The sequence below is a fragment of the Enterobacter sp. Tr-810 genome, assembly GCF_011752765.1.
GTDB lineage: Bacteria > Pseudomonadota > Gammaproteobacteria > Enterobacterales > Enterobacteriaceae > Enterobacter > Enterobacter soli.
The window spans coordinates 336,916-350,526 of record NZ_VWWW01000001.1; the positions used below are offsets into that span (position 1 = coordinate 336,916).

The 13,611-nt window shown below is 51.6% G+C and carries 16 protein-coding genes and 2 pseudogenes; 8 read left to right on the forward strand and 10 right to left on the reverse strand.

The genetic code is table 11. From position 1 onward, the window contains the following. Positions 1–64: 64 nt before the first annotated feature. Positions 65–253, reverse strand: coding sequence for a hypothetical protein (locus tag F3J30_RS01485; protein ID WP_064555888.1), 189 nt, complete (start codon positions 251–253; stop codon positions 65–67). A 428-nt stretch (positions 254–681) separates the two neighbouring features. On the opposite strand from F3J30_RS01485, the gene F3J30_RS01490 reads away from it, so the two are divergent. From F3J30_RS01490 to hslJ, 4 genes are all read left to right on the forward strand, one after another. Then, positions 682–2,079 carry a cytochrome ubiquinol oxidase subunit I gene (locus tag F3J30_RS01490; protein ID WP_166715421.1) on the forward strand — a complete coding sequence of 466 codons (1,398 nt, stop codon included), beginning with the start codon at positions 682–684 and terminating at the stop codon, positions 2,077–2,079. Beyond that, positions 2,079–3,089 (forward strand): cytochrome d ubiquinol oxidase subunit II, encoded by a 1,011-nt coding sequence (gene cydB, locus F3J30_RS01495; protein WP_166715422.1) that lies wholly within the window; start codon positions 2,079–2,081, stop codon positions 3,087–3,089. Before F3J30_RS01490 ends, cydB begins: the two co-directional genes overlap by 1 nt. Then, positions 3,089–3,217 carry a DUF2474 domain-containing protein gene (locus tag F3J30_RS01500; RefSeq protein ID WP_166715423.1) on the forward strand — a complete coding sequence of 43 codons (129 nt, stop codon included), beginning with the start codon at positions 3,089–3,091 and terminating at the stop codon, positions 3,215–3,217. The genes cydB and F3J30_RS01500 overlap by 1 nt, the downstream gene beginning before the upstream one ends. A gap of 125 nt (positions 3,218–3,342) precedes the next feature. Beyond that, entirely contained in the window at positions 3,343–3,783 is a 441-nt protein-coding gene (gene hslJ, locus F3J30_RS01505; RefSeq protein ID WP_014070450.1) for a heat shock protein HslJ, read from the forward strand. On the opposite strand, the gene F3J30_RS01510 is transcribed toward hslJ, so the two are convergent. After that, positions 3,784–4,050 carry a DUF333 domain-containing protein gene (locus tag F3J30_RS01510; RefSeq protein ID WP_014070451.1) on the reverse strand — a complete coding sequence of 89 codons (267 nt, stop codon included), beginning with the start codon at positions 4,048–4,050 and terminating at the stop codon, positions 3,784–3,786. 509 nt (positions 4,051–4,559) lie between these two features. On the opposite strand from F3J30_RS01510, the pseudogene F3J30_RS01515 reads away from it, so the two are divergent. Together F3J30_RS01515 and F3J30_RS01520 are read left to right on the forward strand one after the other, a co-directional pair. Beyond that, positions 4,560–5,218 (forward strand): annotated as a pseudogene (locus tag F3J30_RS01515) (SOS response-associated peptidase). Between the two features lie 48 nt (positions 5,219–5,266). Next, a complete protein-coding gene (locus F3J30_RS01520) occupies positions 5,267–5,848 on the forward strand; it encodes a hypothetical protein (RefSeq protein ID WP_166715424.1) in 582 nt (193 codons plus the stop codon). Here the strand turns inward: F3J30_RS01520 and F3J30_RS01525 are convergent. Then, complete coding sequence (locus F3J30_RS01525; protein WP_166715425.1) at positions 5,831–7,096, reverse strand: Y-family DNA polymerase; 1,266 nt, start codon at positions 7,094–7,096, stop codon at positions 5,831–5,833. The two genes, F3J30_RS01520 and F3J30_RS01525, sit on opposite strands and share 18 nt — an antisense overlap. A gap of 2 nt (positions 7,097–7,098) precedes the next feature. Beyond that, positions 7,099–7,518, reverse strand: a complete 420-nt coding sequence (locus F3J30_RS01530; protein WP_166715426.1) for a translesion error-prone DNA polymerase V autoproteolytic subunit — start codon at positions 7,516–7,518, stop codon at positions 7,099–7,101. Between the two features lie 77 nt (positions 7,519–7,595). Here F3J30_RS01530 and F3J30_RS01535 point away from each other — a divergent pair, with 77 nt between their 5' ends. Next, positions 7,596–7,835, forward strand: coding sequence for a DinI family protein (locus F3J30_RS01535; RefSeq protein WP_166715427.1), 240 nt, complete (start codon positions 7,596–7,598; stop codon positions 7,833–7,835). A gap of 64 nt (positions 7,836–7,899) precedes the next feature. Here F3J30_RS01535 and F3J30_RS01540 read toward each other — a convergent pair. Beyond that, a pseudogene (locus F3J30_RS01540) lies at positions 7,900–8,357 on the reverse strand (recombinase family protein); the annotation flags it as partial. Positions 8,358–8,693: 336 nt separating this feature from the next. Here F3J30_RS01540 and F3J30_RS01545 point away from each other — a divergent pair. Then, positions 8,694–9,317 carry a TetR/AcrR family transcriptional regulator gene (locus F3J30_RS01545; RefSeq protein WP_166715428.1) on the forward strand — a complete coding sequence of 208 codons (624 nt, stop codon included), beginning with the start codon at positions 8,694–8,696 and terminating at the stop codon, positions 9,315–9,317. A gap of 65 nt (positions 9,318–9,382) precedes the next feature. Here the strand turns inward: F3J30_RS01545 and F3J30_RS01550 are convergent, their stop codons facing one another. From F3J30_RS01550 to F3J30_RS01570, 5 genes are all read right to left on the reverse strand, one after another. Further along, positions 9,383–9,988, reverse strand: a complete 606-nt coding sequence (locus F3J30_RS01550; protein WP_166715429.1) for a PqiC family protein — start codon at positions 9,986–9,988, stop codon at positions 9,383–9,385. Continuing rightward, positions 9,985–11,619: an MlaD family protein gene (locus tag F3J30_RS01555; protein WP_166715430.1), complete on the reverse strand. Its 1,635-nt coding sequence runs from the start codon at positions 11,617–11,619 to the stop codon at positions 9,985–9,987. Before F3J30_RS01555 ends, F3J30_RS01550 begins: the two co-directional genes overlap by 4 nt. Continuing rightward, on the reverse strand, positions 11,619–12,239 hold the full coding sequence (locus F3J30_RS01560) for a paraquat-inducible protein A (RefSeq protein ID WP_348771108.1): 621 nt from the start codon (positions 12,237–12,239) through the stop codon (positions 11,619–11,621). Before F3J30_RS01560 ends, F3J30_RS01555 begins: the two co-directional genes overlap by 1 nt. Then, a complete protein-coding gene (locus F3J30_RS01565; protein ID WP_166715431.1) occupies positions 12,236–12,856 on the reverse strand; it encodes a paraquat-inducible protein A in 621 nt (206 codons plus the stop codon). The genes F3J30_RS01560 and F3J30_RS01565 overlap by 4 nt, the downstream gene beginning before the upstream one ends. Positions 12,857–12,941: 85 nt before the next feature. Further along, positions 12,942–13,604, reverse strand: coding sequence for a DUF3313 domain-containing protein (locus F3J30_RS01570; RefSeq protein ID WP_166715432.1), 663 nt, complete (start codon positions 13,602–13,604; stop codon positions 12,942–12,944). Between the last annotated feature and the right edge of the window lie 7 nt (positions 13,605–13,611).

Below are 13,611 nucleotides of genomic sequence, written 5' to 3' on the forward strand. Positions count from 1 at the left end.
AATAGTGTATATCAGAAGAAGAAAAAGAGAAGATTTTGCTAACTGTTATGGTTTAACGGTGTGATTACTTGCGGAACTCAGTCACTGCGCTTTGGGCAAAGCGGGCAGCGGCTAAATGATCGAGCGTAATCATCGACGATTTGCAGAAAATGCATTTCGCACCGTGTGGATTTTTTTCTGACACATCAAAAACTGAAGTGCGGTACTGTGAGCCATGACAGCATGGGCAGCGGAAATGGATATAAGAAGTCATAAGATTCTCCTGTAAACGTAAAAAACGTAAATTGCTAATGGGCCATTCAGGCGATAGTGGTATGAAACAAAACTTATCGGAGTGTAGAAAAAGACCCAAGAGAGGCTGCGGAGAGGCACAACGTGATGAGAACTGCTTTATAAAACTACGTCAGATATTTATTTGAAATCAAAACCAGAAGGACATTAACGCACGGCGATGACCATAAAGCAAGCGAATTAATAAATAAAATGCATAAGAATAATCTTTTTATAATCCATCGAATTATGTCTTCTCTGTTGATGCTTCCAGGCAAAACCAGCTATATCAGATGCCGAAAAAACATGCCTTTAGCAAACTGTTATACATAAATTTCATTTTTCTGCGTCTGATACTGCGCTTTGCGACCCCATACCATAACAGCACACCGTTTGACATTGAGGCTGTGCATGTTTGGTTTAGATGCTTTTCATCTTGCGAGGATACAATTCGCATTTACCGTATCCTTTCACATTATTTTCCCGGCGATCACCATCGGCCTGGCGAGCTACCTCGCCGTGCTGGAAGGGTTGTGGTTGAAAACGAAAAATCCGGTATGGCGTTCGCTTTACCATTTCTGGTCAAAAATCTTTGCCGTTAACTTTGGCATGGGGGTGGTTTCAGGCCTGGTGATGGCCTACCAGTTCGGCACCAACTGGAGCGGATTCTCCCAGTTCGCCGGGAGTATTACCGGCCCCCTGCTCACCTACGAAGTATTAACCGCCTTCTTCCTGGAAGCGGGTTTCCTCGGGGTAATGCTGTTCGGCTGGAACAAAGTCGGGCCGGGATTGCACTTCTTTTCAACCTGTATGGTGGCGCTCGGGACGATCATCTCAACCTTCTGGATCCTGGCCTCGAACAGCTGGATGCAAACCCCGCAGGGTTATGAAATCGTCAACGGCCAGGTTGTACCCGTCGACTGGTTTGCCGTGGTGTTTAACCCCTCCTTCCCGTATCGCCTGCTGCACATGTCGATAGCGGCATTCCTGAGTAGCGCACTCTTTGTCGGCGCGTCTGCGGCCTGGCATTTACTGCGCGGCAACAATACGCCTGCTATCCGCGCCATGTTCTCGATGGCGCTGTGGATGACCCTGATTGTTGCCCCCATTCAGGCGATGATTGGTGATATGCACGGTCTGAATACCCTTAAGCATCAGCCAGCGAAAATCGCCGCCATTGAAGGTCACTGGGAAAATCCGCCTGGCGAGCCGACACCGTTATTACTGTTTGGCCTGCCGGATATGGAGCAGGAGCGCACGCGCTTTGGGCTTGAGATCCCGGCCATGGGCAGCCTTATCCTCACGCACAGCCTGGATAAACAGGTTCCGGCGCTGAAAGAGTTCCCGAAAGAAGATCGCCCAAATTCCACCATCGTGTTCTGGTCATTCCGCATTATGGCCGGGCTGGGCATGTTGATGCTGCTGCTCGGGGTGGTGGCCGTCTGGCTGCGTTACAAGAAACGCGTTTATTCCTCACGCCCTTTCCTGTGGTTTGCCCTGCTGATGGGGCCGTCCGGGCTGATTGCCATTCTGGCGGGCTGGGTGACCACTGAAGTGGGCCGCCAGCCGTGGGTGGTGTATGGGTTACAACGCACAAAAGATGCCGTATCGGCGCACGGCGACTTGCATATGAGCGTCAGTTTGCTGGCGTTCTTTGTGGTCTACACCTCCGTCTTTGGCGTGGGATACAGCTATATGGTGCGGCTGATTAAGAAAGGCCCTCAGGCACATGAAACCTTTGCCACAGAATCCGATGGCCGCCCTGCGCGCCCGCTTTCTGCCGTTACTGAACTGAAGGAGAAACCATAATGGGTATCGATCTTTCCGTTATCTGGTTTGTCATCATCGTCTTTGCCACGCTGATGTATATCGTGATGGACGGCTTTGATCTGGGGATTGGCATTCTGTTCCCGGCAACGCAAAACGCCGACGATCGCGATGTAATGGTCAACAGCGTTGCGCCGGTCTGGGATGGCAACGAAACCTGGCTGGTGCTTGGCGGCGCGGCATTGTTTGGCGCTTTCCCGCTGGCCTATGCGGTGATTATTGATGCCCTGACCATTCCGCTGACATTAATGCTGATCGGACTTATATTCCGCGGCGTTGCCTTTGAGTTTCGTTTTAAGGCTACGCCGGCGCACCGTCCTTTCTGGGATAAAGCCTTTATTGGCGGGTCGTTTCTGGCAACCTTCACTCAGGGGGTGACGGTGGGTGCGGTGATCAATGGGTTTACGGTGACCGGGCGCACTTACACGGGCGGGCCATTCGACTGGTTTACGGCGTTTAATCTGTTCTGCGGCGTGGGTCTGGTGGTGGCGTATGCTCTGCTCGGTTCAACGTGGCTGGTAATGAAAAGTGAGAACGCCCTTCAGCAGCGGATGCGCCATGTGTCAAAGCGCCTGCTGCTGATGCTGCTGGTGATTATCGCCGCGATCAGTGCCTGGACTCCACTGACGCACTCCGCCATTGCCGCGCGCTGGTTTACGCTGCCGAACCTGTTCTTCCTGTTGCCTGTACCGGTGCTGGTTGTGGTGTTTAGTCTGTTCCAGTGGCGCAGTCTGAATAACCCGGCGAGTCATAATCTGCCGTTTGTTCTGACGCTGGGGCTGATTTTCCTCGGCTTTAGCGGGCTTGGGATCAGCATCTGGCCGCACATTATTCCGCCGTCGATTACCCTGTGGCAGGCCGCAGCGCCGGCGCAAAGCCAGGGCTTTATGCTGGTGGGCGCGCTGCTGATTATTCCGGTTATTTTGGTCTACACATTCTGGAGCTACTACGTCTTTCGCGGAAAAGTACAGCATGGGGAGGGTTATCACTGATGCAACAACCGGTCTGGAAACGCCTGATATGGCTGGCCCTCATCTGGGGTGGCAGCGTCCTGGCTCTGGCGGGTGTGAGTATGGTCTTTCGCCTGCTGATGGCTGCCGCTGGGTTTAAATCTCACTAACCGACAAACCGGGCTGCATCAGGCGGCCCGGTGTCTTCTCGCACTTTCAGATAAACCCCATTAACTCACGCAGGAGTATCGTTACACTGTAATTGATTCACGGAATTTATAGTTTGAGAAGAAATATGAAAAAGCTCGTTGCGTTAAGTTTGTTCAGCCTGGTGCTCGCCGGCTGCGTTAATCCCGGCAAAGCATCCGTTCAGGCAGATCAACTCCAGAACCATCGCTTCATTCTGGAAAATGTGGACGGTAAAGCCGTGACAACCACCGCAACGCGGCCTGAAATTAGCTTCAGTGGTGCGCAGTCAGATATTAGTCTGATCAAAAACATTACCGTTTCCGGCGTGATGTGTAATCGCTTTAGCGGCGAGGGGAAATTGTCCGAAGGCGAGCTTAAGGTTAAGACGCTGGCCATGACCCGCAAATTATGTACAGAGCCGCAGCTTAACGAGCTGGATCAGGCGATCGGCAATATGCTGCGCAAAGGGGCGCAGGTCGACCTGACTGAAGACCAGTTAACGCTGGCAACCGCGGAGAAAACGCTGACCTTTAAACGGGCTGAGTAATCAGTAGTTTCCGCAGGTTCCTACGGCAAGCGACTGTTCACTGCAACGTTTGCCGTTTGGCAGTGCGCACATCCCAATCGCGGAGCCGTCAAGCTGACGGGCAACGGATAGCGAGCCGCCAATCATCGCACAATTGGCCTGACCTGAGCTGGTCATTGCCGCTTTCATCCCTGGCGTAACGTGTGCGGCAGTTGCTTGCTGCACAGGTTCACTGCTACAGGCCGACAACAATAATGCGGCACACCCCACCCATAACGCTAAACGCATACTTTTTTCCCCATCAACGGTAACGAAACTTAAGCATAATAGGCATCCCACCGCGCTGCGTCGAGTGCCAGAATGCGTATTTATGCACTCAGGAAACAAATGCTCACGCTTTTTTTGCCAAAAAGTTGATCTACTCATTGATGCAGAGAATACCGAGGACACAAAAGCGAAAATCGAAAAACCCGACCTTTGCTAAAATAAGGGAATAATTATATAAGATTTCCCGAAAACCATTAAAATGCAATAACTTGATTATTTATCAATGCATTACGAACAATCACCATCAGATTATGTCAGGTAATAACGGCTATTTTACCGCCCCTTTTAGTGCCCCTTTGAGCAACTTTGCCCCCAAATTTGCCCCCAAAAAATCACATCTTTTGCGCAGCTGCTTCCAGTGACTCACCCCCAGCTTTAACCAACCACATAATACCTCCATCATAACGTTTTCGGTGCGCACCTCATGTTCCCCCTACCCTATCTTTCAGTCTGACTGACTGGAGGTTTCTATGTGTGGCGGTTTTTCGCAATCAATGACCCGCGAGCAGTACCTGGCTATCCTGGCTGACGAAGCCGAGGAGGACATACCATACAACGCCGAACCAATTGGTCGTTACAACGTTGCGCCCGGTATCAAAGTTCTGTTGCTGAGTGAACGCGACGAACAACTGCATCTTGACCCGGAATTCTGGGGCTATGCACCCGGGTGGTGGGACAAGCCACCGCTGATAAACGCACGTGGCGAAACTGCGATGTTTAAGCCCCTCTGGCAGCATGGACGTGCTATCTGCTTTACCGATGGCTGGTTGAGTGGAGAAAGGAAGGCGACAAGAAACAGCCCTACTTCATCCACCGAGCCGACGGCCACCCCATATTCATGGCGGCGATCGGCAGCACGCCGTTTGAGAGCGAGGAAGAAGAAGGCTTTCTGATAGTGACGTCAGCAGCTGATAAAGGTCTGGTCGACATTCACGACCGCCGGCCGCTTGTTCTATCGCCAGAAGCGGCCCGGGAATGGATGCGCCAGGACGTTGGAGGGAAAGAAGCGGAAGAGATAGCTGTCGGCGGTGCCGTGCCGGCAAGCAAATTTACATGGCATGCAGTAACGCGCGCCGTGGGGAATGTGAAAAACCAAGGACATGATCTATTAGAACCAGTCTCGCTCTAGTACTATGTATTCACTAATATTGTTCATGGTATAAGCAGGGAATGCCTTATGAATAACTGTCGTGATTGTAGAAATCCAATACACCACGGAGCTAAAAAATGTCACCACTGTGGAAGCTATCAGAACTGGATCCGTCACCTCAATACGTTTGCTCTGTTTACTGGCTTCTTTCTGACACTGCTTTCAATATGGACAATTCCATTTATTAATGGTGTTTTTCAATCTAAACAGGCAGAAATAGTTACCTCTATCATATCTGGCGAGTCAAATAAGCTTCATTTTATGATCGCCAATAACGGCAACCAGCCGGCAGCAATTACTTCTATTGAAATTGACAGCAAGATGAGTTTCGGGATAGGTACATGGTACCTCGATAATCAGCTTGATGGCACACTCCTTGAACCAGGGCAAGCTAAAGTACTTAATGCCTCAAACGGGGCACCTATACCTTCCCCTCTTCCCTATGAAATTCAGACGATTTTAAGTTCCAAAGACGATGTACCAAAAAACTGTACTTTAGTCATCCAATACGTCGAACTTAATGGCAGCAACAAAACTTTTACTTATCCTTTTACGTGTTCGCCTGTCGAGGTATCTCAATCCCATGGCGGCCTATCTGACCGTCAATAAATCGGCATAACAAGTTGTGTAGCGAGGTGAGAGCATGTCACGTCTCATCTGCCACTGCTGCTGTGTGCCCTGCCCAGCAAAGTAGAGCGTGCCTTTCCCGTCTTTCGCGTTGAGATGATCGAGAACCTCCATCAACCTCTCGCTACCTGCCCGCGGCGAGTTCTCGTCGAACAGGTTGAACTGGGCCACTCCCTGGCTAAAGAAGTCCCCAAGCATAATGCCGGCTTTCTGGTACCGGTGACCATCCTTCCAGATTTTGTCCAGGCACTTTACCGCGGCGTTGATTATGTCGCGGGAATCCTGTGTAGGGGTGAGAAGCTTCATTGAAGCACTATTACCGTAATACGGTTCGTTAAGCGCAAAGGGAGAGGTCTTAACGAACGCCGAGATAAAACGGCAATACTGATGCTCGCCGCGTAGCTTTTCAGCACCACGGGCCGCATAACTGCAGATAGCCTGGCGCATCTGTTCATACTCAGTAACGCGTTCACCGAACGACCTGCTGCAGACAATTTCCTGCTTTGCTGGTGCAAACTCTTCCAGATTAAGGCATGGTTCTCCGCGTAACTCCCGAACCGTTCGCTCGAGCACCACGTTAAAATGTTTACGGATAATCCATGTACTTTGTTCTGAGAGGTCCAGAGCCGTTTTGATGCCCATGGCGTTTAGCTTCTTACTGATGCGCCTGCCGATGCCCCATACGTCCTCAACTGGTACCATGGCAAGGAGTCGGCGCTGCCGATCGGCATTTGACAAGTCCACTACACCGCCCGTCTGCCGCTGCCATTTCTTTGCGGCGTGGTTGGCAAGCTTTGCGAGTGTTTTTGTCTGAGCTATACCTACACCGACAGTCAGGTGCGTACGCTTCAGAACTGTAGCGCGGATCTCTTTGCCGAAATCCGTCAGGTCCCGGCAGTTGCGAACACCTGTCAGGTCGCAAAAAGCTTCGTCGATGCTGTAAATTTCGACGCGAGGGCACATTCCCTCCAGCGTCGTCATTACCCGGTTCGACATATCAGCATAAAGCTCGTAGTTGCTGCTAAATGCAGTAATGCCATGCCGCCTGAAAGCGTCCTTCTGCTTGAAATATGGTTCACCCATAACAACCAACTGCTTTGCTTCTGCACTTCGTGCAATTACACAGCCATCGTTATTTGAAAGAACAACCACTGGTCGCCCTTTCAGATCCGGCCTGAATACGGTCTCGCATGAAGCATAAAATGAGTTCACATCACAGAGCGCAAACATTATCAGCTCGCTGATTTGACGATGAATGTCACGACACCGAAGATATCCAGAATATCTTCACTACCAACAATAATCGGGCTATAGGCGCCATTCATCGGGTTAAGCTGGATGGTTGGACGAAGTTGAAGCCGCTTAACAGTGAATTCGCCTTCGACGGCAGCTATAACGATGTCTCCATGTCCGGCGGTGCGTGAACTGTCGACAACGAGCAGATCGCCGTCACCGATCCCTCCGTCAATCATCGAGTCACCACTGGCTTTCACAAAATAAGTGGCGCTCGGGTGCGCAATCAATAACTCATTCAGGTCGATACGTTGTTCAACATAGTCGGCAGCTGGCGATGGGAACCCACACTGAACCACATCGCTGAATAGCGGAATCGTCACAATTTGACGCAGATCGGTTGGTGAATAAAACCGCATAATAAACTCACTTACATTGATACTGGATATGCATACAGTATATACTGAGGTTACACCCAGTAAAGAGGAGTTAAGGCATGTTTGTGGAACTCGTTTATGACAAAAGGAATTTTGATGGTTTGCCTGGCGCCAGAGACATCATTCTTGGCGAATTAAGCAAAAGAGTGCGCCATATTTTTCCAGATGCTGATGTTCGGGTTAAACCAATGATGACTCTGCCGGCGATCAACACTGATGCGAGCAAGCATGAGAAGGAACAGATAAGCCGGGTTGTGCAAGAGATGTTTGAAGAAGTTGATATGTGGCTTGAAGCTTAGTCTTCACTCAATGGTCTTCAATACCAGCAGGCAGTCATCTGATGATATGCCTGCCTGTATACTGTTATTTTCCGCTCACCGGAAATTTCTTGTACAAAGTACAAACTGCAACATCGTAAATGAGCGCCACCTTTTTTCTGTCCAGGCCGTTGGCAATCAGCCTCCCGGCCTGCGCCCATTGTTCAGGTGCTAATTTCGGCCGTATTCCTCCGATGCGCCCTTTTTCCCTCGCCGCCGCCAATCCAGCCCGGGTGCGTTCCACTATTAGCTCCCTTTCCATTTCCGCCAAGGCTGACATGATATGAAATATGAAACGCCCCATTGGGATTGAAGTATCTATGCTGTCCATGAGGTTCTTAAAGTGGATGCCGTGCTGACGAGTTCGTACACCAGCAGCACCAAATTCCGAATACTGCGACCGAGTCGATCCAGTTTCCATACCACCAGTGTGTCCCCCTCATTGAAGGCCTTGAGTAGTTTTTTTAGTACTAGCCTGTTTGCCACTGTGCCGCTTATTTTTTCAAGCTGGCGGCTTTATCTGTGGCCAGTTTGCCTCTCGACTGACCCCGCTTGCCACAGAACCGATGTCCTGCTTAGTCAGCAGGACTTAATGTTGACCGGTCTGGCAACGCTGTTGTGATAAGTATTATAAGCCGTAGATGCATCCTGGCTGGCATTCCGGGACAAGACGACTGCGGTATATGCACTAAAACTCAGGTCCTGATACAACTTCATTTACCGCTGCTTATCAATCGATATTCATCCCACCTTTAAGGCTGCTATTGTGGCATAATAACGTGAGTACCGTACGGTATAGTTATGTTTTGGCATGACTTTTTAACCAGCGAAGGGGTCAACATGAAAGTACTAACGCAGGCGCGCCGTGACGCAATCGTGGCTGCCGCCGCTGAGGTGTTCCTTGAAATTGGGTACGAACGTGCCTCCATGGATGAAGTGGCCAGACGCGCCGGTGGTTCCAAGGCCACACTCTATAAATACTTCTCCTCCAAAGAAACGATGTTTGAAACGGTGGTGCGCAATTACAGCGCCCGGTTCCTCACCGAAGCAGCGAACGGGTTAGCACAACCGGAAAACCGGGACCTGACACTGGAACAAAAGCTCACCCGTTTTGGCGAAGATATGCTGCGGGTGGTGGCATCTGACAACCAGGCATTACAGATTTACCGCGTGGTGCTGGGGGAATCCGGACATTCTGATATCGGGCAACTGTTCCTGGAATCCGGGATCCGGCAGAGCATGGAGTCGCTGGCGCAGGAAATGAGTGCCGCAATGGAACGGGGTGAACTGGCACCAGCGAACCCGATGCTCCGCGCCATTCAGTTTACGACGCTTGTTAAAGCGGAAACCGAGGTCCTGTTTTTCCTGCGCGAACTGCCTCATTTCACGCAGGAAAAAATCAGTGAAATGGTTGCCAATGGCCTGCAACTCTTTCTGAATGGTGCAGTGAAAAAAACGGAATAACCATCATATAAAAAGGGTATGAAAAACCGGATTCGCCACATCGAACCCGGTTTATTTACTTCAGGTCAGTTAAGGTGACACACATCCTTACCCTTCGTCACCCAGTCAGTTGCGACCTGCCCTATCTGGTTTGACAGGCTCGTCACAACCTGCTGCCCGGCTCTAAACATCTGCGCAGGATCTTCGCCAATCGGCTGTGTAATGTTGCTTCTGCACACCAGTCGCCGGTTTTTTCCTTCTTGCTGAACGGATAAGCTCCACTCAGCATAGAGACTGACGGCGTTGCCGGGCCAGTTGTCAAAACGCCTAACCTGTATAAGCACCCGTACTACCGGTTTGCTATTATCCTGCGCAAGCCCTGCCACATCCACAGTGTTGAGCTGTTGCGTCATGCCCAGAGACAGTGCGTTTTGCAGCTCATCACCTAATGGACTTACCCATCGATCGTTATCCAGAACTACCATACGACTGTTGCTCTGGCGGACCACCACCTGTTGGGTATCCAGTTGTGCCGGAACACCAACAGGCAGAAGGTCGATCGCAAACTCCGGTGGCGCAACCATATGGGAAACGGGGTCAGAACTGACCAGGGTGTGGTAACGCACATGCGGTGAGGTACACCCAGCCAGCACACTGGTGATGCAGAGAATAAGCGATGAAATAACTTTCATGGTTGTTCTCCTTGCTTAAGTGGAAAACCATTATCCAGCGCCGCATCCGCTGCTCGCCCCTGTATTAATGATTCCGGGTGTCTGTCCAACTGGTTTGTCAGGCTGCGCACGCTCCGAAGTGTTCGCGTTGCTTCCTGTAAAGACTGCAGAAGGGCCACCATCAGCGGGGAATCTTCCGCCAGCAGGTTTTGCACGTCCTGTGTTGTCTGCTGCGTCTGTTGCATCAGGCGGTTAGCAGCGGGCAGCGTCCGGGAGTTGACCATGCGTAGCGTTTTAGTCAGTTCTACCAGCGAAGTATTCATGTTGATCCCAATTTCATCGAGCGGCATTTTGTTGATTTTACGGGTGATATCTGTGAGTTGATCCTGGAGGATGGACAGCCCACCATTAATAGTCGGGATTTCGAATGGGCGTTTAGTCAAATCAAATTTCACTTTGGGCGCATCCGGTATGAAATCGAGAGAGATGTACAATTGCCCTGTCAGCAGGTTACTGGATGTGGCCTGTGCCCGTAATCCATTAGCGATCATCTCGCGAGTGAAAATAGCTGTGTTGAGATCAACGTCCCCCGTCGGTTTCGGAAGCTTTTCAAGAACGTTGCCCATTCGCGATGGGTAAACATCGATGCCTACCACAATTGGAAAGCGATACCCTTCAGCATTGTAGTCAAGCTCAATGGACGCAACACGCCCAATACGCACGCTGGAAAACTCTACGGGTGCCCCCACATTCAGGCCATGCAGGGTGTTTTCAAAACGCAACTGAAATCGCACAGGTGGGCCGTCCACAGGAGCCATCGCGCTCTCTTCATCCGGTGCCAGTTTATATCGTGTTTGCTTATAGAGCAGACCATCAGAGGATCCCTCCGGCGTGGAGAACGCAATCCCCCCGGCCATGATGGCAGCAACGGTCTGGGTTTTTAGTTGAAAACCGTCGCTGCCAACTGAAAGATCCACGCCACTTACATTCCAGAACCGTGAATCTGCGGTGACCAGACGGTCATAAGGTGCATCAATAAAGATGTCCACATCGATTCCCCTGCCGTCTTTACGTAGCTGATAAGAGGTGATCCGCCCAACCGGGATGCGGCGAAAGTAAACCGGCGAGTTAATATCCAGGGAACCGAGGTCGTCCGCTTCCAGCAGAAACTGGCTGCCTTCCATATCGTTAACGATGGGCGGAGGCGTTTCCAGGCCGGTGAACCGGTACTGGCTCTCATCAGACAGCCCTCTGTCCACGCCAATGTACGCACCGGACAGCAGCGTATCGATACCACTGACGCCGTTCATTCCCACTCGCGGCCTGACCACCCAAAATCGAGTGTCGCGGCGTGCCAGATTCTGCGCGCTTTTGGCAAGCGAAACCCGTACCAGTACCTGCGTGTTATCGGGGCTGAGGGTGATCTCCTTTACGAGTCCGACATTGACATCTTTGTATTTCACGGCGGTTTTCCCAGCTTCAAGACCTGCGGAGCTGCGAAACGCTATAACCACTTCCGGCCCGACGGATAAACGCGCCTGGATGACCATCGATAACGCAATCACCAGCGCGACAACCGGCAGTAGCCAGATGACGGCATTGCGCCAGCGCCCTTGATGTAAAAGAGGAATACCCGAAACAGGACGCATCATTACTTATCTTCCCATAATGTTTTTGGTTCAAAACTCAGCGTGCAGAGCATGGTCAGGATGACCATAAAGCCGAAGTAAAAAATTCCGGCCCGGGGTTCAGCCTCACTAATCGTATGAAACTGAAGCAGGCCACACAGCACAGCCACCACCACGACATCCAGCATTGACCAACATCCAATCCAGTCCACTACGCGGTACAGCCGGGCTCGTTCGCGTCTGGCCCAGCAGCTCTTACGGCCCGTTGAAAAAAGCAGCACACTGAGTGAGAGAAACTTCAGACAAGGAACCACCACGCTGGCAACAAAGATGATCGCCGCTATGCCCCACGACCCACTTCGCCAGAAGACCAGGACACCGGAAAGAATGGTGCTGTCACTATCCTGACCGAGCAGCGTGGTGGACATCACCGGGAACAGATTGGCGGGCACATACAGTATCATCGCGGTGAACAGCAGCGCCCAGCTCAGCTGCGTACGGCTATGCTGGCGATGGGGCAAGACCGTATGGCAGCGTGGGCATTTCCTCCCCGAATCGGCCGCCTTGTCGTCGGAACACACCAGCCCACATAAGGGACAGCGACACACTTGCATCTCACGGGCAAACGGAACATCAATAGTCACGGCCCGTCCCCCACAACAGGAAGCAGATCCCACAGCGGGCGTAAATCGTGACTGTTAATGAGAACAACCAGCACGCAGGAAATGGCCAGCGCCCAACCGCCAGGTCCCACAGAAACGTCCAGTAGTGACGAGAGTTTTATCCCCGCCACGAGAAACCCCAGCACGCCCACTTCGACCATGCTCCAGGGATGAAGCGATTTAAGCACTTTCATGATGAAGACAAACGCCGGTGCCGCACGCCCGAAATGTGCAAAGCTCAGCAGCCAGGCCGTTAGTATTATCTTCAGAAAAGGGGCGAGAATGAGCAGGAATACGGTACAGATCGCCATCACAGAGTTGCCATCTTTTGTTGCCAGCGCCCATGCTGCATTCCAGAGAGTGATGTCATTCGCCATGCCGTAAAATTCAACGGACATTATCGGAAAGATACAGGCGAGGAACAAAGTAATGGCCGCCGTCAATATCAGGGGGAGCACATGACCGGGCACCCGATGATGACCCCGCCATAACACGGCGTAGCACCTTTGACAGAGCGCGATATCGCCCGGCACGCAGGACAACGTCTGGTAAACACTGTCGCAATGTGGGCAGATAGTCATATGCGGGAATGTTTTCATAAAGCCGGTTCGCCAGAAAGTGATGCACGAGTAAAATCACAGCCGGTACCGGTTAAGGCATCCGGCTGTAAGCAGTTGACGACAGCTACTGGAGCATCTCCGCCAGTTCTTCCGCCCCTTTTTCAATACCCACTTCGGCGGCACTCAGCGAGCCGATACTGGCAGAGATGTTCATGGCATTCGGGTACTGGTGAGCAACGTAAGCCTTCAGCAGTTCGTGACTGCTGGCGTCATAAATTTCAACAACGTAATCAACCGAACCACTCATCAGACCTCTCCCACCACGCACGGACTGCACAATGTTGTAGGGGCCACCCGCAAGATCGAACTTGGTGACGGTACCCACCACCTGTGGCGTAGTGTCCACGCCCGTCAGCGTCAGTTTCAGGCGCAAAGTTCCGGTCGCAGGCGTGTTGACCGCTTTAAAGCGCGCGCTTAATGATTTGCTGAACGCATCCTGCATGTGAGTAGCAAGAGCCTGCCGATCGGCCTGAGCTATGTCGTCAAACTGCCCATCGGTACCCTGATAAATCTTCACCGGGTCAATGATGATGCTGTCGTACTTGCGCCAGTCGACCTGTGGTGAATACCGCCACGGCATGCGTTCGGAATTATCATCGGTGTTTGCAGAAAGTTTTGCAGCAGAATCGATGCCGCTGTAGCGCACAGGTTGATCACCCGCACAGCCCGCCAGCAGTAAAGCAACGCTGACTCCCACCAGCCCACTGACCTGTCTTAACATCTTCATGAATACA

What these genes read in the sequence shown, in the direction of transcription:
- F3J30_RS01485 (WP_064555888.1), bottom strand. Translation starts at nt 253, where the DNA reads ATGACTTCTTATATCCATTTCCGCTGCCCATGCTGTCATGGCTCACAG.
- F3J30_RS01490 (WP_166715421.1), top strand. Translation starts at nt 682, where the DNA reads ATGTTTGGTTTAGATGCTTTTCATCTTGCGAGGATACAATTCGCATTT.
- cydB (WP_166715422.1), top strand. Translation starts at nt 2,079, where the DNA reads ATGGGTATCGATCTTTCCGTTATCTGGTTTGTCATCATCGTCTTTGCC.
- F3J30_RS01500 (WP_166715423.1), top strand. Translation starts at nt 3,089, where the DNA reads ATGCAACAACCGGTCTGGAAACGCCTGATATGGCTGGCCCTCATCTGG.
- hslJ (WP_014070450.1), top strand. Translation starts at nt 3,343, where the DNA reads ATGAAAAAGCTCGTTGCGTTAAGTTTGTTCAGCCTGGTGCTCGCCGGC.
- F3J30_RS01510 (WP_014070451.1), bottom strand. Translation starts at nt 4,050, where the DNA reads ATGCGTTTAGCGTTATGGGTGGGGTGTGCCGCATTATTGTTGTCGGCC.
- F3J30_RS01520 (WP_166715424.1), top strand. Translation starts at nt 5,267, where the DNA reads ATGAATAACTGTCGTGATTGTAGAAATCCAATACACCACGGAGCTAAA.
- F3J30_RS01525 (WP_166715425.1), bottom strand. Translation starts at nt 7,096, where the DNA reads ATGTTTGCGCTCTGTGATGTGAACTCATTTTATGCTTCATGCGAGACC.
- F3J30_RS01530 (WP_166715426.1), bottom strand. Translation starts at nt 7,518, where the DNA reads ATGCGGTTTTATTCACCAACCGATCTGCGTCAAATTGTGACGATTCCG.
- F3J30_RS01535 (WP_166715427.1), top strand. Translation starts at nt 7,596, where the DNA reads ATGTTTGTGGAACTCGTTTATGACAAAAGGAATTTTGATGGTTTGCCT.
- F3J30_RS01545 (WP_166715428.1), top strand. Translation starts at nt 8,694, where the DNA reads ATGAAAGTACTAACGCAGGCGCGCCGTGACGCAATCGTGGCTGCCGCC.
- F3J30_RS01550 (WP_166715429.1), bottom strand. Translation starts at nt 9,988, where the DNA reads ATGAAAGTTATTTCATCGCTTATTCTCTGCATCACCAGTGTGCTGGCT.
- F3J30_RS01555 (WP_166715430.1), bottom strand. Translation starts at nt 11,619, where the DNA reads ATGATGCGTCCTGTTTCGGGTATTCCTCTTTTACATCAAGGGCGCTGG.
- F3J30_RS01565 (WP_166715431.1), bottom strand. Translation starts at nt 12,856, where the DNA reads ATGAAAACATTCCCGCATATGACTATCTGCCCACATTGCGACAGTGTT.
- F3J30_RS01570 (WP_166715432.1), bottom strand. Translation starts at nt 13,604, where the DNA reads ATGAAGATGTTAAGACAGGTCAGTGGGCTGGTGGGAGTCAGCGTTGCT.